Genomic DNA, 14,680 nt, shown 5'->3' with positions numbered 1-14,680 from the left:
CCGATGGCGGGTCCGTCGGAGCGCTCGGACGCCGACGGCCAGGAGCCCGGCGCGCCGCACCTGCCCGTGCTGGCCGACGAGCTGGTGGCCATGCTCGACCCGCGGCCGGGCCAGACGATCGTCGACGGCACGTTCGGGGCCGGCGGCCACGCCGCCCTGGTCGCCGAGCGGCTGGGTCCCGAGGGGCAGCTCGTGGTCGTCGACCGCGACCCGGTCGCCCTGGCGATCGCCGAGCGCTTCGCCGCCGACGCCCCCTGCCGCGTGCGGATCGTCGCCGCGCCGTTCGCCGAGGCGTTCGCCCGGCTCGGCGAGGAAGGGTTCCGGGCGGACGGGGCGTACCTGGACCTCGGCATGTCCTCCATGCAGATCGATCAGGCCGACCGCGGCTTCGCCTACACCCAGGACGCGCCCCTCGACATGCGCATGGGGCTGGGGGAGGAGGGCGCCGAGCTGCCCTCCGCCGCCGACCTGGTGGCGACCGCCGAGGAGCGCGAGCTCGCGCGCCTGCTGCGCGAGTACGCCGAGGAGCGCTACGCCGGCAAGATCGCCCGCGCCATCGTCCGCGAGCGCGCGAAGGCGCCGATCGACACGACCGGCCGCCTGGTCGACGTCGTCACCCGCGCGATCCCCACGCCCGCCCGCTACGCCGGCGGCCACCCCGCCAAGCGCACCTTCCAGGCGCTGCGGATCGCGGTCAACGACGAGCTCGGCCAGATCGACCGCGCGCTGCCCGCCGCCTGGGACCTGCTGCACCGCGACGGCCGCCTGGTCGCCATCTCCTTCCACTCGCTCGAGGACCGGCGCCTGAAGCGCTTCTTCGGCGACCTGCTGCAGGGCTGCGTCTGCCCGCCCGACCTGCCCGTCTGCGTCTGCGGCCACGAGCCGCAGGCCGAGCTGATCGGCCCGCGCCGCGGCGTCGCGCCGATGCCCGAGGAGGAGGCGCGCAACCCGCGCTCGCGCTCCGCCCGCCTGCGCGGCGCCCGCCGCATCGTCGACGAGGTCGCCGCATGAGCGCCGCGCCGATCCACGAGCACCAGGCCCGTCGTCGGGTCGTGCGCCCGCGCCTGCGCGCCGTCCCCGATCCCGCCCCCCGCCGTGCGCCGGCCGCCGCGCCGCGCCGCGCGCCGGGCCCGCGGCGCCGGACCGACGCGCCGCTCGGCGTGCGCGTCGCGCTCCTGCCGGTCCGCCTGGCCCTCGTGCCCGTGCGCCTGGCGGCGCTGCTGCTGGGCCGCCTGACCGGCGGGCGGCCGTGGCTGGCCGCGATCCTCGTGCTCGGCTGCGGCGTCATCGCGCTGCACGCCGCCACGCTGCAGACCAACCAGGCCATCGCCGCGCGCGAGACGAAGATCGGCGCGCTCGAGCGCCGCACCGCCGCGCTGCGGGGCGAGGTCGCCGAGCTGGGATCGCCCGACCGGGTGACGACCTACGGCCGCGAGGCCGGGATGGTCATGCCCGACCCCGAGGGCATCGGGTACGTCGACGCCGGCACGGTCGACGCCCGCCGCGCCGCGCAGGCGGTCGCGCCGCCGGCCGCCGGCTGGAAGCCCGCGCCGAACGTCTCGGAGCAGAACGGCGACGACCCGGAGGCCGGCGCGGGCGCCGCGACCGACGGGACCGCCGCCCCGGGCGCCGGGACGGCCCCGCCGGCGGCCGCCGCATCGCCGTCGGGCGCGACGCCGGGCGCCACGGGCACCGCCGCCGCCGGGGCCGCCGGGTCCTCGTCCGCCGCCGCCGGCTCCTCCACCGCCGCCGGCCCGTCCGGGACCTCCGGCGCGGCCAGCGGCTCCGCTGCCGCGGGCGCCGGCGCCGGCGCCGGCGCCGCCGGGACGGGGTCCGGCACGCCGACGCCCGGCGTCCCGGCGGGCGGCTAGCGGCCGGCGGGCCCGCGGCGAGCGCCGGCCCGCCAGGGTCGCGCGCGCGGGAAGGGGCGGGCGTCCGCGCGGCGAAGAGGGCGGCATGTACGCCGACCGCCGCCTGCGCGTGCTCTTCACCGTCGCGATGGTCCTCGTGGCCCTCGCCGGCCTGCGCTCCGTCTGGTTCGCCCTGGCGAAGGCCGACACGCTCAGCGTCCGGGCCACGGGTCAGCAGGTCACCCAGCGCAAGGTCCTCGCGCTGCGGGGCGAGATCGCCGACCGGCACGGCACGCCGCTGGCGGTGTCCGAGCCCGCCGCCGACGTGGCGGTCAGCTCGAAGCAGGTGCTCGAGCTGCGCACCCTCAAGCCGCCGCAGCAGCCGGCGCAGATGGCCCAGGTGATCGCGGAGAGCCTGGGCCTCGACGAGGACGAGGTCCTGAAGGCGCTGACCACGGGCAAGAGCTTCGAGTACCTGGGCCGCTCGGTCCCCGAGACGAAGATCCAGGCGATGAAGGACCGGGCGAAGAAGCTCGGGATCCGCCTGACCGGCCTGTCGTACGAGCCGCGCAACCGCCGCTCGTACCCCGGCGGCCCGCTCGCGGGGCAGCTGCTCGGCGGCTACGGCAACGACGACAAGGCGCTCTCCGGCCTGGAGGACGCCCTGGACGACACGCTCAAGGGCACCTACGGCGAGGAGACCCTGACGAACGCGGGCTCGGGCAACACCCTGCGCACGCGCACGGACCGCCCGATGGTCCCCGGCAAGGACGTGTCGCTGACCCTCGACGCGAACATCCAGAAGATGACCGAGGACGCGCTCGGCGAGCTGGGCCAGACGTACCGGCCCAAGCACGCCACCGCGATCGTCATGCAGCCCGACGGGGAGATCCTGTCGATGGCCAACTGGCCGCGCGTGGACCCCAACGACCCGGCCGGCGCGCCGGCGGAGTACCGCACCAACCTGGCGACGAGCCTGACGTACGAGCCGGGCTCGACCTTCAAGGCCGTCGCCGTCGCCGGGGCGCTGCAGGACCGCGTCGTCACGCCGGAGACGAAGTTCGTCGTCCCGCCGCAGATGCAGGTCGCCGACCGCGTCATCAAGGACTCGCACGACCACGGCGTCGAGACGCTGACCCCCGGCGGCATCCTGGCGCAGTCCTCCAACGTCGGCGCGATCAAGATCGGCATGGCGCTCAACGACAAGCGCGGGGAGGGCGCCTTCGACGGCTGGATGCGCAACTTCGGCTTCGGCGCCAAGACCGGGCTGGGCCTGTGGGAGGAGCAGGGGCTGCTGCCGAAGGTCGCCGACTACTCCGGCTCCACGATGGGCAACCTGCCGATCGGCCAGGGGCAGCTCGTCACGCCGCTGCAGATCGCCAACGCCTACGCGACGATCGCCAACGGCGGCGTCATCCGGCACCCCACGCTGCTCAAGACCGTCGGCGGCCGGCCCGCCGAGCGCGCGAAGGGCAAGCGCATCCTGCGGCCGCAGGTCGCGCAGGAGCTGCGCGGCATGCTCACCGGCGTCTTCGAGCCGGGCGGCACGGCGTCCGAGGTCCACGTCCCGGGCTACACGCTGGCGGGCAAGACCGGCACGTCCAACGTCTACGACGAGAAGCTGGGCGAGTACGTCGAGAACCGCAACGTCGCGTCGATCGCCGGCTTCGCGCCCGCGTCGAACCCCAAGGTCATCATCGTCGTCGTCGCCGACGAGCCGGCCGGCGGCGGCTACGGCGCGACGGTGGCGGGTCCGGCGTTCGGCAAGATCGCCCGCTACGCCATGCAGTACCTGCAGGTCCCGACGAACAAGTGACCGGCCGGGGTCGGGGCGGCGCGACGCACTACGCTCGTAGGCGCATGAACCTTGGGGACCTGCTGCAAGAGACGCCCGCGGAGGCGGCCGACGTCCAGGTGACGTCGCTCGCCTACGACGACCGGCGCGTCGGCCCGGGGACGGCGTTCTTCTGCGTCCGCGGCTTCACCCGCGACGGCCACGACTTCGCCGCCGCGGCGCTCGAGCGGGGGGCGTCGGCGCTCGTCGTCGACCACCCGCTCGGCACGGGCGCGCCCGAGGTCGTCGTCCCCGACGTGCGCCGCGCGATGGCGCCCGCCGCCGCGCGCCTGGCCGGCGACCCGACCGCGCGCCTGCGGACGGTCGGCATCACGGGCACGAACGGCAAGACGACGACCGCCTTCCTCGTCCGCGCGCTGCTGCAGGCCGGGGGCCTGCAGACCGGCATCCTCGGCACCGTCACGCAGGTCGTCGGCGGCGTCGAGCGCGACGCCGGGCGGACGACGCCCGAGGCGATCGACCTGCAGCCGACGTTCGCCGCCATGCTCGACGGCGGCGACGCCGCCTGCGTCATGGAGGTCTCCTCGCACGCCCTCGAGCTCGGCCGCGCCGACGCGATCCACTGGGCGGCCGCGATCTTCACCAACCTGACGCAGGACCACCTGGACTTCCACCCGACGATGGAGGACTACTTCGCCGCCAAGGCGCGGCTGTTCGCCGCCGCCGGGGACGCCCCGAAGGTCGTCGACGTGGACGACCCGTACGGCCGCCGGCTGGCCGGCGCGCACCCGGACGCGATCACCGTCGCGCTCGACGCCGAGGACGCCCGGCTGCGGGCCACCGACGTCCGCACCGGCCTGCGCGGCAGCACCTTCGTCGTCGACGGCCGCACCCTCTCGACGCCGCTGACCGGCCGCTTCAACGTCCGCAACGCCCTGCAGGCGTGGGCCGTCGCGGTCGCGCTCGGGGTGGACGAGGACGTCGCCGCGGACGCGCTGGCGGACGCCGGCCGGGTGCCCGGACGATTGGAGCCCGTCGATCGCGGGCAGCCGTTCGCGGTGCTCGTGGACTACGCCCACACGCCCGACTCGCTCGAGAACGTCCTGCGCGCCGCCCGCGGCGTCCTGGACGAGGCGCCGGACGGCGGCGGTCGCCTGCTGTGCGTCTTCGGCTGCGGCGGCGACCGCGACCGCGGCAAGCGCCCGCTCATGGGCCGCCTGGCCGCCGATCTGGCCGACGTCGCCATCGCCACCTCGGACAACCCGCGCACCGAGGACCCGGCCGCGATCCTCGACGAGGTGCTCGCCGGCATGGACGCGCCGCGCGCGACCGTCGAGCGGATCGAGGACCGCCACGCGGCGATCGCGCGCGCCGTCGCCCTGGCCGGGCCCGGCGACGTCGTGCTCGTCGCGGGCAAGGGCCACGAGCAGGGCCAGACCTTCGCCGACCGCACCGTGCCGTTCGACGACCGGCTCGTCGCCGCGGAGGCCCTCGCCGCCGCGGGCCACGCCACCGCCGGCGCGGGGGGAGACGCCCGTGCTTGAGCTGACCGCCCGCCAGATCGCCGAGGCCGCCGACGCCGCGCTGCGCCGCGACGCCCACGACCCTGCGACGTTCCCCGCCGCCGTCGCCATCGACTCCCGCCGTGCGGGCGACGGCGCCCTCTTCGTCGGCATCCCCGGCGAGCGCGTCGACGGCGGCGCCTTCGCCGCCGAGGTCCTGGCCGCCGGCGCCTGGGGCGTCCTGGTCCGCCCCGAGCACGCCGACGCCGCGCTGTCCGCCGACCGCGGCGCCGTCCTGACGCACGAGGATCCCGTCGCCGCGCTCGGCGCCCTCGCCCGCGCGTGGCGCCACCGCCTGGGCGCGACCGTCGTCGGCATCACCGGCTCGGTCGGCAAGACCTCGACGAAGGACCTGCTGCGCGCCATCGTCGGCCCGCACCGCCGCACGGTCGCGACCGAGGGCAACCTGAACACCGAGATCGGCCTGCCGCTGACCGTCCTCGGCGCCCCCGCCGGCACCGAGGTGCTGATCCTGGAGATGGCGATGCGCGGCGCCGGCCAGATCGCCGAGCTCGCGCGGATCGCCGAGCCCGACGTCGGCGTCATCACGAACATCGCGCCGGTGCACGTGGAGCTGCTCGGGTCGATCGAGGCGATCGCCGCGGCGAAGGCCGAGCTGCTGCACGACCTCCGTCCCGGCGGCACGGCCATCGTCCCCGCGGACGAGCGCCTGCTCGACCCCCACCTGCCGCAGGGCGTCGAGGTCGTCGCGGTCGGCGCCGACCCCGGCGAGGTGCCCGCCGACCTGCAGCTGGCCGGCGAGGTGCCGACCACGGTGCGCCGCAACCTGCCGGCCGCGGTCGCCGCGGCCCGCGCCATCGGCGTCGAGCCGTCCGGCCCCATCGTCCCCGAGATCTCGGCGATGCGCGGCCAGCGCCTGCACCTTCCCGGTGACATCGTGGTCGTCGTGGACTGCTACAACGCGAACCCGATGTCCACCTCAGCCGCCCTCGACGACCTCGCGTCGTCCGCCGCCGGCCGCCGCGTGGCGGTGCTCGGCGACATGCTCGAGCTGGGGCCCGACGAGCGCCGGTACCACGCCGAGCTGGGGGCGCACGCCCGCGACCGCGGCGTCGAGCTGCTCGTGGCCGTCGGCCCGCTCAGCCGCCACACCGGCACGGGGTTCGGCCAGGGCGTCCAGTGGGTGCCCGACGCCGAGGCCGCGGCGCGGCTGGTGCCGACGCTGCTCGAGCCGGGCGACACGGTGCTGCTGAAGGCCTCCCGCGGGATCGGCCTGGAGCGCGTCGCCGAGGCCCTGCGCGCCGGGAGCCGCTGACCCGTGCTGAAGATCCTGATCGGCGGCACCGCCGCCATGCTCATGTGCGTCTTCCTGGCGCCGCGCTTCATCGAGTGGCTGCGCGAGAAGAGCTTCGGCCAGTACATCCGCGAGGAAGGCCCATCGGGGCACCAGAAGAAGGCGGGCACCCCGACGATGGGCGGCCTGATCATCTTCATCGCGATCGCGGTGCCGTTCCTCATCCTCTGGGACTGGAACGACCCGGACTGGCGGGCGATGGGCGTCTTCGTCACGGGCGCCGGGCTGGCGACCGTCGGCTTCGTCGACGACTGGACCAAGGTGGTCCGCAAGAGATCCCTCGGCCTGAGCGGCAAGGGCAAGCTCGGATCGATGATCGTCGTCTCGCTGCTGCTCTGGTGGTTCGTCACCGGGCCGGCGGGGCTCGATCCGACGGTGAAGATCCGCACGCTGGACCTGACGATCGACCTGGGCTGGGCGTACCCCGTCTGGATCTACCTGGTCGTCGCGTTCGTGTCGAACGCGGTCAACCTGACGGACGGCCTCGACGGGCTCGCCGCCGGCGTCACCGCGATCGTCATGACGGCCTACATCGGCATCACGTACCTCGCGACGGGCGCGAGCGACCTGGCGCTGCTGGCGGCGTGCACGGTCGGCGGCTGCGTGGGCTTCCTCTGGTACAACGCCCACCCCGCGACGGTCTTCATGGGCGACACCGGGTCGCTCGGCCTCGGCGGCCTCGTCGCCGGCCTGTCGATCATGACCAAGACCGAGGAGCTGCTGATCGTCATCGGCGGCGTCTTCGTCCTCGAGGCCGTCTCGGTGATCGTGCAGGTCTTCTCGTTCAAGACCTTCCGCAAGCGCGTCTTCCTGATGGCCCCGCTGCACCACCACTTCGAGATGAAGGCGTGGTCGGAGACGAAGATCATCCTGCGCTTCTGGATCGTCGCGATCGCGTTCTCGGCGATCGGCTTCACGCTCTTCCAGCAGTCGATCTCGTAGCGGCCGCGCCGCCGCGAGCGGCCGCGCGCCGAGCTCCCCGGGCGGGGGAGGGTTCATAAGCCGGGGGGCGAACCCTCCGGGTGATGCCCCGCCACGGTCGCCCTCCCGAGCTCCGCCGCGAGTACGAGCGCCTGCTCGGCCTCGTGCTGATCCTCTGCGTCCTCGGCGCCATCTGGGTGTACTCCGCGTCCAGCTCGGAGGCGATCCTCAAGGACGGCTCCAACGGCACGGAGTACCTGCTGCGGTACGTCATGTTCGGCGGCCTGGGCTTCGCGCTGCTCGCGGCGTCCTCGCGCTACGGCGTCGCGTTCGTCCGCGGCATCACCGTCCCGGTGATGATCGCGTCGCTCGTCCTCTGCATGGCCGTCGTGCTGCCGGGCATCGGCAAGCAGGTCAACGGCGCGTACCGCTGGCTCGGCGGCGGGCCGCTGACCTTCCAGCCGTCCGAGCTGGCGAAGTTCGCGATGATCGCCTTCCTGGCGCTGCGCCTGTCGCGGCGCCGCCGGCCGATGCGCACGCTCGGCGACCTGCGGATCGAGCTGCTGACCCTCGGCCTGCTGATCGCGATCGTCGCCGGCGTCCAGCGCGACCTGGGCACCGCGATCGTCATCGTGGGCGCCGCCGTCTGCGTCCTCATCACCGCGGGCATGCCCGGGCGGTTCTTCCTGCCGATCGGCGCTGCGGCGGGCTTCGCGGCCCTCGTGCTCGTGGCGATGCACCCGTACCGCATCGCGCGCCTGACGAGCTTCCTGTCGCCGAGCACCGACGCGTCCGGCACCGGCTACCAGGCGATCCAGGGGCAGATCGCCATCGGCTCCGGCGGGATGCTGGGCAATGGCCTGGGCAACTCCGTCCAGAAGGCCGACTGGCTGCCCGAGGCGCACACCGACTTCATCCTCGCGGTGGTCGGCGAGGAGCTCGGCGCCATCGGCATCCTGATGCTGCTCGTGCTGTACGCGGGCATCGCGTACACGGGCCTGCGGATCGCCGACCGCACCCGCGGGACCTACCAGAAGCTCCTGGCCGTCGGGATCACCGGCGTGATCATCTGCCAGGCGATGCTGAACGTCTGGGTCGTGCTCGGGATCTTCCCGCTGACCGGCGTGCCGTTGCCGTTCATCTCGTACGGCGGCACGAACCTGATGGTGCTGCTGGGCGCCGTCGGCATCCTGCTGAACATCGCCCGCGGCACCCCGTACCTGGAGCCGGCGCCGGAGCCCGAGGACGACCCGCGCGGCCGCGCCCGCGGGCCGGTGCGGGACGAGCGCCCGGGCGCCGTCCGCGGCCGCCGCGCCCCCGCCGGACCGCGGCCGGCGCGCCGCCCGGCGTACGCCTCGGCGCGGGCGCAGGACCGCGGTCCGGCGCGTGCGTCACGATTCCCGGGTGACGCAGAGGACGTTCGTGATCGCAGCCGGCGGGACGGCGGGGCACGTGGTGCCGGCGCTGGCCGTCGCCGACGCGCTTCGTGACGACGGCCACCGGGTCGTCTTCGTCGGCGGGGACCGCGAGGAGGCGCGGCTCGTGCCCGAGGCCGGGTACGAGCTGCGGCGGATCGCGGTCGAGGGCATCAGCCGCTCGAACCCGCTGAAGGCCGCGCGCGCCGTCGGCAAGGCGGCGGGCGCCGTCGCCGCCGCGCGCCGGATCCTGCGCGACGTGCGCCCCGACGCCGTCATGGGCGGGGGCGGCTACGTGGCCGGCGTCGTCGGCGCGGCCGCGGCGTCCCGCCGGGTCCCGCTCGTGCTCACCGAGGCCGACAGCCACCTGGGGGTCTCGAACCGCCTGCTGCACCGCCGCGCCGCCCGGGTCTGCCTGGGCTTCCCGATCGCGGGGCGCGACGAGCCGACGTTCCGCGTGACCGGGCGGCCCGTGCCGGAGCCGTTCACGGACCACGCCGGCGCCCGTGGCCGCTTCGGGCTGGACGAGCGCACGCCGACCGTCCTCGTCTTCGGCGGCTCGCTCGGCGCCCGCTCGCTCAACGAGGCGGCCGTCGAGGGGCTCGCGGGCCTGCGCGCGCCGGCGCTCGACGGTTCGGGGGACGAGGTCGACGTCGCCGTCCTGCACGCCTCCGGCCGCCGGGACCACCCGGCGCTCGCTCCGCGGGTGCCCGAGGGCGGCCCGTACCGGCTGTTCGACTACCTGTCGCCGCTGAGCCCGGCGCTCGCCGCGGCCGACCTCGTCGTCGCCCGCTCGGGCGGCTCGATCGCCGAGGTCACCGCGCACGGCCGGCCCGCCGTCCTGGTGCCCTACCCGCACGCCGCCGCGGACCACCAGACCGCGAACGCCCGCTGGATGGCCGACGCCGGGGCTGCGGTCGTCGTGCGCGACGCCGACCTGACGGCCGCGGGGCTGCGCGAGACGGTCCTCGGCCTGCTGCGCGATCCCGAGCGACTGGCGACGATGGCCGCCGTCTCCGCGTCGCTCGCCCGTCCGGACGCCGCGCGCGCGATCGCCGACGAGGTCCTCGCCGCCGCCGGCTGACCCCCGTGACCCGGCCGCGGGCGCACCGGGGCCCGTCGGCCGGGGCCGCCGCGACGGCCCGAGGCGCCGCGGGCCGCCGGCCGCGGCGGCGGCCTCCGGAGCCCGCGGCAGTCCCGTGCGTGCGGCGTACGTCCCGCGATCCCGCGGGCGCGCGGCAAAACCCGGATTGTCGACCGGAATTCAGCCGCTAGGGTGGGGGCATGTCCCTGTTCCTGATCGAAGTCGAGACCGGCGCGGACGAGCGCGCCGCGGTCGACGCCCTCCTCGACGCGGCGGCGGCCGCGGCCCCGGACGCGGGCGGCGAGGTGCTCGAGGCGTCCGTCACCGGCGACCTGGCGCGCGCGTTCGTCGTGATCGAGGCCCCCGACCGCGACGCCGCGGCGCGGGTCGGCCAGGCCACGGGCCGGCCGTTCACCGGCCCGGACCAGGTGCGCCTCGTCGGCGCGACGGTGGACGAGGTCCGCGCCGCGCGCGCCGGCGCCCGCTACCTCGTCGAGTGGGACTTCCCCGCCGAGCTCACGATGGACACGTACCTGGAGCGCAAGAAGGCGAAGAGCCCGCTCTACGCGCAGGTGCCCGAGGTCGCGTTCCTCCGCACCTACGTGCGCGAGGACATGACGAAGTGCCTGTGCTTCTACGACGCGGAGAGCGAGGCCGACGTGCGCCGCGCCCGCGAGGTCGTCGACACGCCGGTCTCGCGCGTGCACGAGCTCGGCGGCACGGCCGTCCGCGCCGATGGCGACTGAGCTGCGGCCCGACGTCCTCGGCCCCGCGGTGCGGGAGCGGGTCGCGGCCCGCGCCCCGGCGGTCGACGCGGCGCAGGCGGACCCGTGGGACGTCCTGCACGAGCTCGGCGCCGACGGCCGCCTGGCGCTCGGCGTGCCCGGCCACCCGGGGACCGTCGCCGAGCAGGCCGCCGTGATCGCGGCGCTCGCCGAGGAGTGCATGGCCACCGCGTTCTCCGCGTGGGGGCACCGGATGGCCGCCGAGTACGTGGCGGTGGGCTTCCCCGCGGACGTCGCGGCGCCCCTCGCCGCCGGCGAGCGGCCCGGCAGCTCGGCGATGGCGAGCGGGTTCTGCGCCCAGCTGGGCCTGAAGCCGCTCGGCGTGGCCGCCCGCCCCGACGGCGACGGCTACGTCCTGGACGGCGCCATCCCGTGGGCGTCGAACCTGCGGGCGGACGCCACGGTCGTCCTGGCCGCCGACGTGGAGGGCCGCGGCGCGGCCGTCGTCGCGCTCCCCGTCGCGACGCCCGGCCTGACCGTCCGGCCCGCCCGCGACCTGCTCGCGCTCGAGGCCACGCACTCCGGGATGCTCGTCCTGGAGGGCGCGCGGGTGCCGGCCGGCGCGGTGAGCCCGGAGCCGTTCCCCGACTTCGTGGTCCGCGTCCGCCGCACGTTCCTGGTGCTGCAGACCGCCTTCTGCCTGGGCGTGACGCGGGCGGCGCTCGGCGCGGCCGCCGGGCACCTGACGGGCCTGGGCGCCCAGTTCGCGGACGACCACCGCGACCTCGTCGCCCGCGCCGACGCGCTGCAGGCCGACGCCGACGCGCTCGCCGCCGCGGTCTCGGGACCGGACGCCGCGCCGATCCTCGACGCCGTGCGCCTGCGGCTCGACGCCGCACGGCTCGTCGGGCAGGCGGTCGGCGTGGAGTCGGCCGTCGTCGGCGGCCGCGGCTACGTCCGCACCAGCCCGACGGCCCGGCGCCTGCGCGAGGCCGCGTTCCTGCCGGTCCAGTCGCCGACGGAGGGCCAGCTGCGCTGGGAGCTGGGGAGGGCCGCGTGAGCGCGTCGGCCGTCCGCGTGACGGGCGCCGCCAAGCGCTACCCCGGCGCCGACGCCGACGTCTTCTCCCGCCTGGACCTGGAGGTGGCGGCGGGGGAGACGTTCGCCCTCGTCGGCCCCAGCGGCTGCGGCAAGTCGACGCTCGTCCGCGCGCTCGCCGGCCTCGAGCCGCTCAGCGACGGCCGGATCGAGCGGGCCGACGACGGCCGGCACCCCGTGCTGGTCTCGCAGCGGCCCGCGCTGCTGCCGTGGCTCGACGTCCGCGAGAACGTCCGCCTGGGTCATCGCTTCGCCCAGAACGCCGGCCGGCGCGCCGCCGTCGACGTGGACGAGCTGCTCGTCGACTTCGGCGTGGCGCACCTGGCGGATCGCTATCCCGACGGGCTCTCGGGCGGCCAGCGCCAGCTCGTCGCCGTCGCCCGCGCGATGGCGGTCGACCCCGACGTGCTGCTGCTCGACGAGCCCTTCGCGGCGCTCGACCCGGCCGCCCGCGAGACGCTGCAGGACTGGCTGCGCACGCTCGTCGACCGCCGCGGCGTGGCCGCCGTCATCGTCACCCACGACCCCGACGAGGCGCTGCACCTGGGCCACCGCGTCGGGCTCATGCTGCGCGGCGCGGTGGGGCTGGCGCGCACGTGGGACACCGGGCGGCTGGACCGCGACGCGCTCGCGGCGGCGCCGGCCCGCGCCGAGCTGCTCTCGCTCTACGAGACGCGCGTGCGGGCCGGTCGCGGCGCCGCCCGCACGGCGGAGGCCGCGTGACCGTGCCGCACGACCACGACCACCTGCCTCTGCTGAGCGACGGCGTCGCCGACGAGCTCGGCGGCCACGGGGCGCTGACGCGCGCCGCGCTGCTGCGCCGCGCGGGCGCGCTCGCCCTGGGCGTCGGCGCGCCGGGGGTGCTGGCCGCGTGCGGCAACAGCGCGTACGACACCGGGTCCAGCCGGGCCCGCGGCGCCGGCGCCGACGCCCCGGTCGCCGCCGTCGGGACGGGCTCGTCGTCGGGCAGCCGGGCCCTGAAGGTCGGCTACCTGCCGATCACGGACGCCGCGCCGCTGCTCGTCGCCCACGCCCGCGGCCTGTACGAGGAGGCGGGGCTCGAGGTGCCGCGCCCGACGCTCCTGCGCTCGTGGCCGGCGCTGGCCGAGGCGTTCCAGGGCGGCGCCGTCGACGTCGTCCACATCCTCATGCCGCTCGCGCTCCAGCTGCGCTTCCAGCAGCGCCTGCCCGTGAAGGTCGTCGCGTGGAACCACACGGACGGCTCCGCGATCACCGTGCGTCGCGAGATCGCCGACGTCGAGGACCTGGCCGGCACGACCGTCGCCATCCCGGGCTGGTTCTCCGTCCACAACGTCGCGCTGCAGATCCTGCTGCGCGCCCGCGGCCTGCGCCCCACCCGCGACGGGCGGCCGCGCGCCGCCGACCGCACCGTCCGGCTGACGGTGATGGCCCCGGCCGACATGCCGCCCGCGCTCGTGCAGGGCTCGATCGCGGGCTACGTCGTCGCCGACCCGTTCAACGCGGTCGCCGAGGTCAAGGGCATCGGCCGGATCCTGCGCTTCACCGGCGACGTGTGGCGCCAGCACGCCTGCTGCGTCGTGGCGGTCCGGGAGGAGCTGATCCGCGACCGGCCCGACGCGGCGCGCGCGCTCGTCGGCGCCGTCGTCCGCGCGCAGCGGCTGGCCCGCGACGACCGCGCGGGCGTGGCGCGGATCCTCACGGGGGAGCGGTACCTGCCCCAGCCGGCGCCCGCGGTCGCCCGGGCGCTCACCCACGGGAGCGACCCGGCCTACGTCCGCGACGGCGCGATCGTCCACCCGGAGTGGCAGGAGCCGCGGATCGACTTCCGGCCGTACCCCTTCCCCTCCTACACCGCCGAGCTGATCGACCGGCTGCGCGAGACGGTCGTCGACGGCGACCTGTCGTTCCTGCGCGGGCTCGACGGCGGGCGCGCGCACCGCGAGCTCGTCGACGACACGCTCGTCCGCGCCGCGATCGACGCCGCCGGCGGCCCCGCGGCCTTCGGCCTGCCCGCCGACCTGTCCCGCCGCGAGGAGATCCGCCCGTGAGCGCCCGCACCGCCCCGGCCGGCCGCGGCCGCCGGCTCGCCGGCACCGCGCTCCTGCAGCTCGCGGTGCTCGCCGTCGTCGTCTGGCTCTGGTGGGTCGGCACCGACGTGCTGCCCGCCCCGGACAGCATCGCCCACGGCTTCTCGCCGGAGGAGGCGTTCCCGACGCTCGTCGACCTGCTCGCCGACGGCACGCTGCTGCAGGACGCGGGGACGAGCCTGCTGCGGCTGCTCGTCGGCCTGGGCGCCGCGGTCGTCGTCGGCGTGCCGGTCGGCCTGCTCGTCGGCGGCGTCCCGCTCGCCGACCGCGCGACCGGCGCGCTGTTCCAGCTGCTGCGGATGACCTCGCCGCTGTCGTGGGCCCCGATCGCCGTGCTGCTGCTCGGCGTGGGCAGCCGCCCCGTCGAGGCGCTCGTGGCGATCGCGGCCGTCTGGCCCGTGGTGATCAACACCGCGGCGGGCGTCCGGGCCCTCGATCCCGACTGGCTGCTGACGGCGCGCTCGCTCGGCGCCTCCCGCGGCGAGGTGCTGCGGACGGTCGTCGTGCCGGGCGTGCGCGTCCACGCGCTGACCGGCGTCCGGCTGGCGCTCGGCGTCTCGTGGATCGTCCTCGTCCCGGCGGAGATGCTCGGCGTGCAGTCCGGGCTGGGCTACGCCGTCCTCAACGCCCGCGACCAGCTCGCCTACGACGTGCTGATGGCCACCGTGCTGGCGATCGGCGTGCTCGGGCTGCTGCTGGACCTGGCCGCCCAGGCGCTGCTGCGGCCCCGCCGCCCGCGCCGCCGCGCGTCCGCGGCGCTGGCCCGGGCGCACGCGGACGAGCGCGCACCCGCCGACGGGCCGTCCGGCCCGGCGCAGCAGCCCACGGGCGAGGCCGTCCTCTAGC

The 14,680-nt window shown here is 76.4% G+C and carries 13 protein-coding genes; all 13 read left to right on the top strand.

Going from position 1 to position 14,680, the window contains the following annotated elements; translation table 11 throughout:
• The first annotated feature begins 3 nt into the window (after positions 1-3).
• Positions 4-1,011, top strand: coding sequence for a 16S rRNA (cytosine(1402)-N(4))-methyltransferase RsmH (gene rsmH, locus J3P29_RS11685; protein ID WP_210493573.1), 1,008 nt, complete (start codon positions 4-6; stop codon positions 1,009-1,011).
• Positions 1,008-1,871: a hypothetical protein gene (locus J3P29_RS11680; protein ID WP_210493572.1), complete on the top strand. Its 864-nt coding sequence runs from the start codon at positions 1,008-1,010 to the stop codon at positions 1,869-1,871. The genes rsmH and J3P29_RS11680 overlap by 4 nt, the downstream gene beginning before the upstream one ends.
• 85 nt (positions 1,872-1,956) lie before the next feature.
• Positions 1,957-3,666 carry a penicillin-binding protein 2 gene (locus tag J3P29_RS11675; protein WP_210493570.1) on the top strand — a complete coding sequence of 570 codons (1,710 nt, stop codon included), beginning with the start codon at positions 1,957-1,959 and terminating at the stop codon, positions 3,664-3,666.
• A gap of 44 nt (positions 3,667-3,710) precedes the next feature.
• Complete coding sequence (locus J3P29_RS11670; protein ID WP_210493569.1) at positions 3,711-5,189, top strand: UDP-N-acetylmuramoyl-L-alanyl-D-glutamate--2,6-diaminopimelate ligase; 1,479 nt, start codon at positions 3,711-3,713, stop codon at positions 5,187-5,189.
• A complete protein-coding gene (gene murF / locus J3P29_RS11665) occupies positions 5,182-6,483 on the top strand; it encodes a UDP-N-acetylmuramoyl-tripeptide--D-alanyl-D-alanine ligase (protein WP_210493568.1) in 1,302 nt (433 codons plus the stop codon). The genes J3P29_RS11670 and murF overlap by 8 nt, the downstream gene beginning before the upstream one ends.
• Positions 6,484-6,486: 3 nt before the next feature.
• Complete coding sequence (gene mraY / locus J3P29_RS11660; RefSeq protein WP_210493567.1) at positions 6,487-7,464, top strand: phospho-N-acetylmuramoyl-pentapeptide-transferase; 978 nt, start codon at positions 6,487-6,489, stop codon at positions 7,462-7,464.
• Between the two features lie 83 nt (positions 7,465-7,547).
• Complete coding sequence (gene ftsW, locus J3P29_RS11655; RefSeq protein WP_210493566.1) at positions 7,548-8,933, top strand: putative lipid II flippase FtsW; 1,386 nt, start codon at positions 7,548-7,550, stop codon at positions 8,931-8,933.
• On the top strand, positions 8,848-9,942 hold the full coding sequence (gene murG / locus J3P29_RS11650; protein ID WP_349239831.1) for an undecaprenyldiphospho-muramoylpentapeptide beta-N-acetylglucosaminyltransferase: 1,095 nt from the start codon (positions 8,848-8,850) through the stop codon (positions 9,940-9,942). Before ftsW ends, murG begins: the two co-directional genes overlap by 86 nt.
• A 200-nt stretch (positions 9,943-10,142) precedes the next feature.
• Positions 10,143-10,688 (top strand): DUF4242 domain-containing protein, encoded by a 546-nt coding sequence (locus tag J3P29_RS11645; protein ID WP_210493563.1) that lies wholly within the window; start codon positions 10,143-10,145, stop codon positions 10,686-10,688.
• Entirely contained in the window at positions 10,678-11,727 is a 1,050-nt protein-coding gene (locus J3P29_RS11640; RefSeq protein WP_210493562.1) for an acyl-CoA dehydrogenase family protein, read from the top strand. Before J3P29_RS11645 ends, J3P29_RS11640 begins: the two co-directional genes overlap by 11 nt.
• Positions 11,724-12,488, top strand: a complete 765-nt coding sequence (locus J3P29_RS11635) for an ATP-binding cassette domain-containing protein (protein WP_210493561.1) — start codon at positions 11,724-11,726, stop codon at positions 12,486-12,488. The genes J3P29_RS11640 and J3P29_RS11635 overlap by 4 nt, the downstream gene beginning before the upstream one ends.
• Positions 12,485-13,795 (top strand): ABC transporter substrate-binding protein, encoded by a 1,311-nt coding sequence (locus tag J3P29_RS11630; RefSeq protein WP_210493560.1) that lies wholly within the window; start codon positions 12,485-12,487, stop codon positions 13,793-13,795. Before J3P29_RS11635 ends, J3P29_RS11630 begins: the two co-directional genes overlap by 4 nt.
• On the top strand, positions 13,792-14,679 hold the full coding sequence (locus J3P29_RS19930; RefSeq protein WP_210493559.1) for an ABC transporter permease: 888 nt from the start codon (positions 13,792-13,794) through the stop codon (positions 14,677-14,679). The genes J3P29_RS11630 and J3P29_RS19930 overlap by 4 nt, the downstream gene beginning before the upstream one ends.
• The last annotated feature ends 1 nt before the right edge of the window (position 14,680 follow it).

It is taken from the genome of Patulibacter sp. SYSU D01012 (assembly GCF_017916475.1).
GTDB lineage: Bacteria > Actinomycetota > Thermoleophilia > Solirubrobacterales > Solirubrobacteraceae > Patulibacter.
Note: the sequence above shows the minus strand (reverse complement) of the source record. Positions and strands in the feature narration are given on the sequence as shown.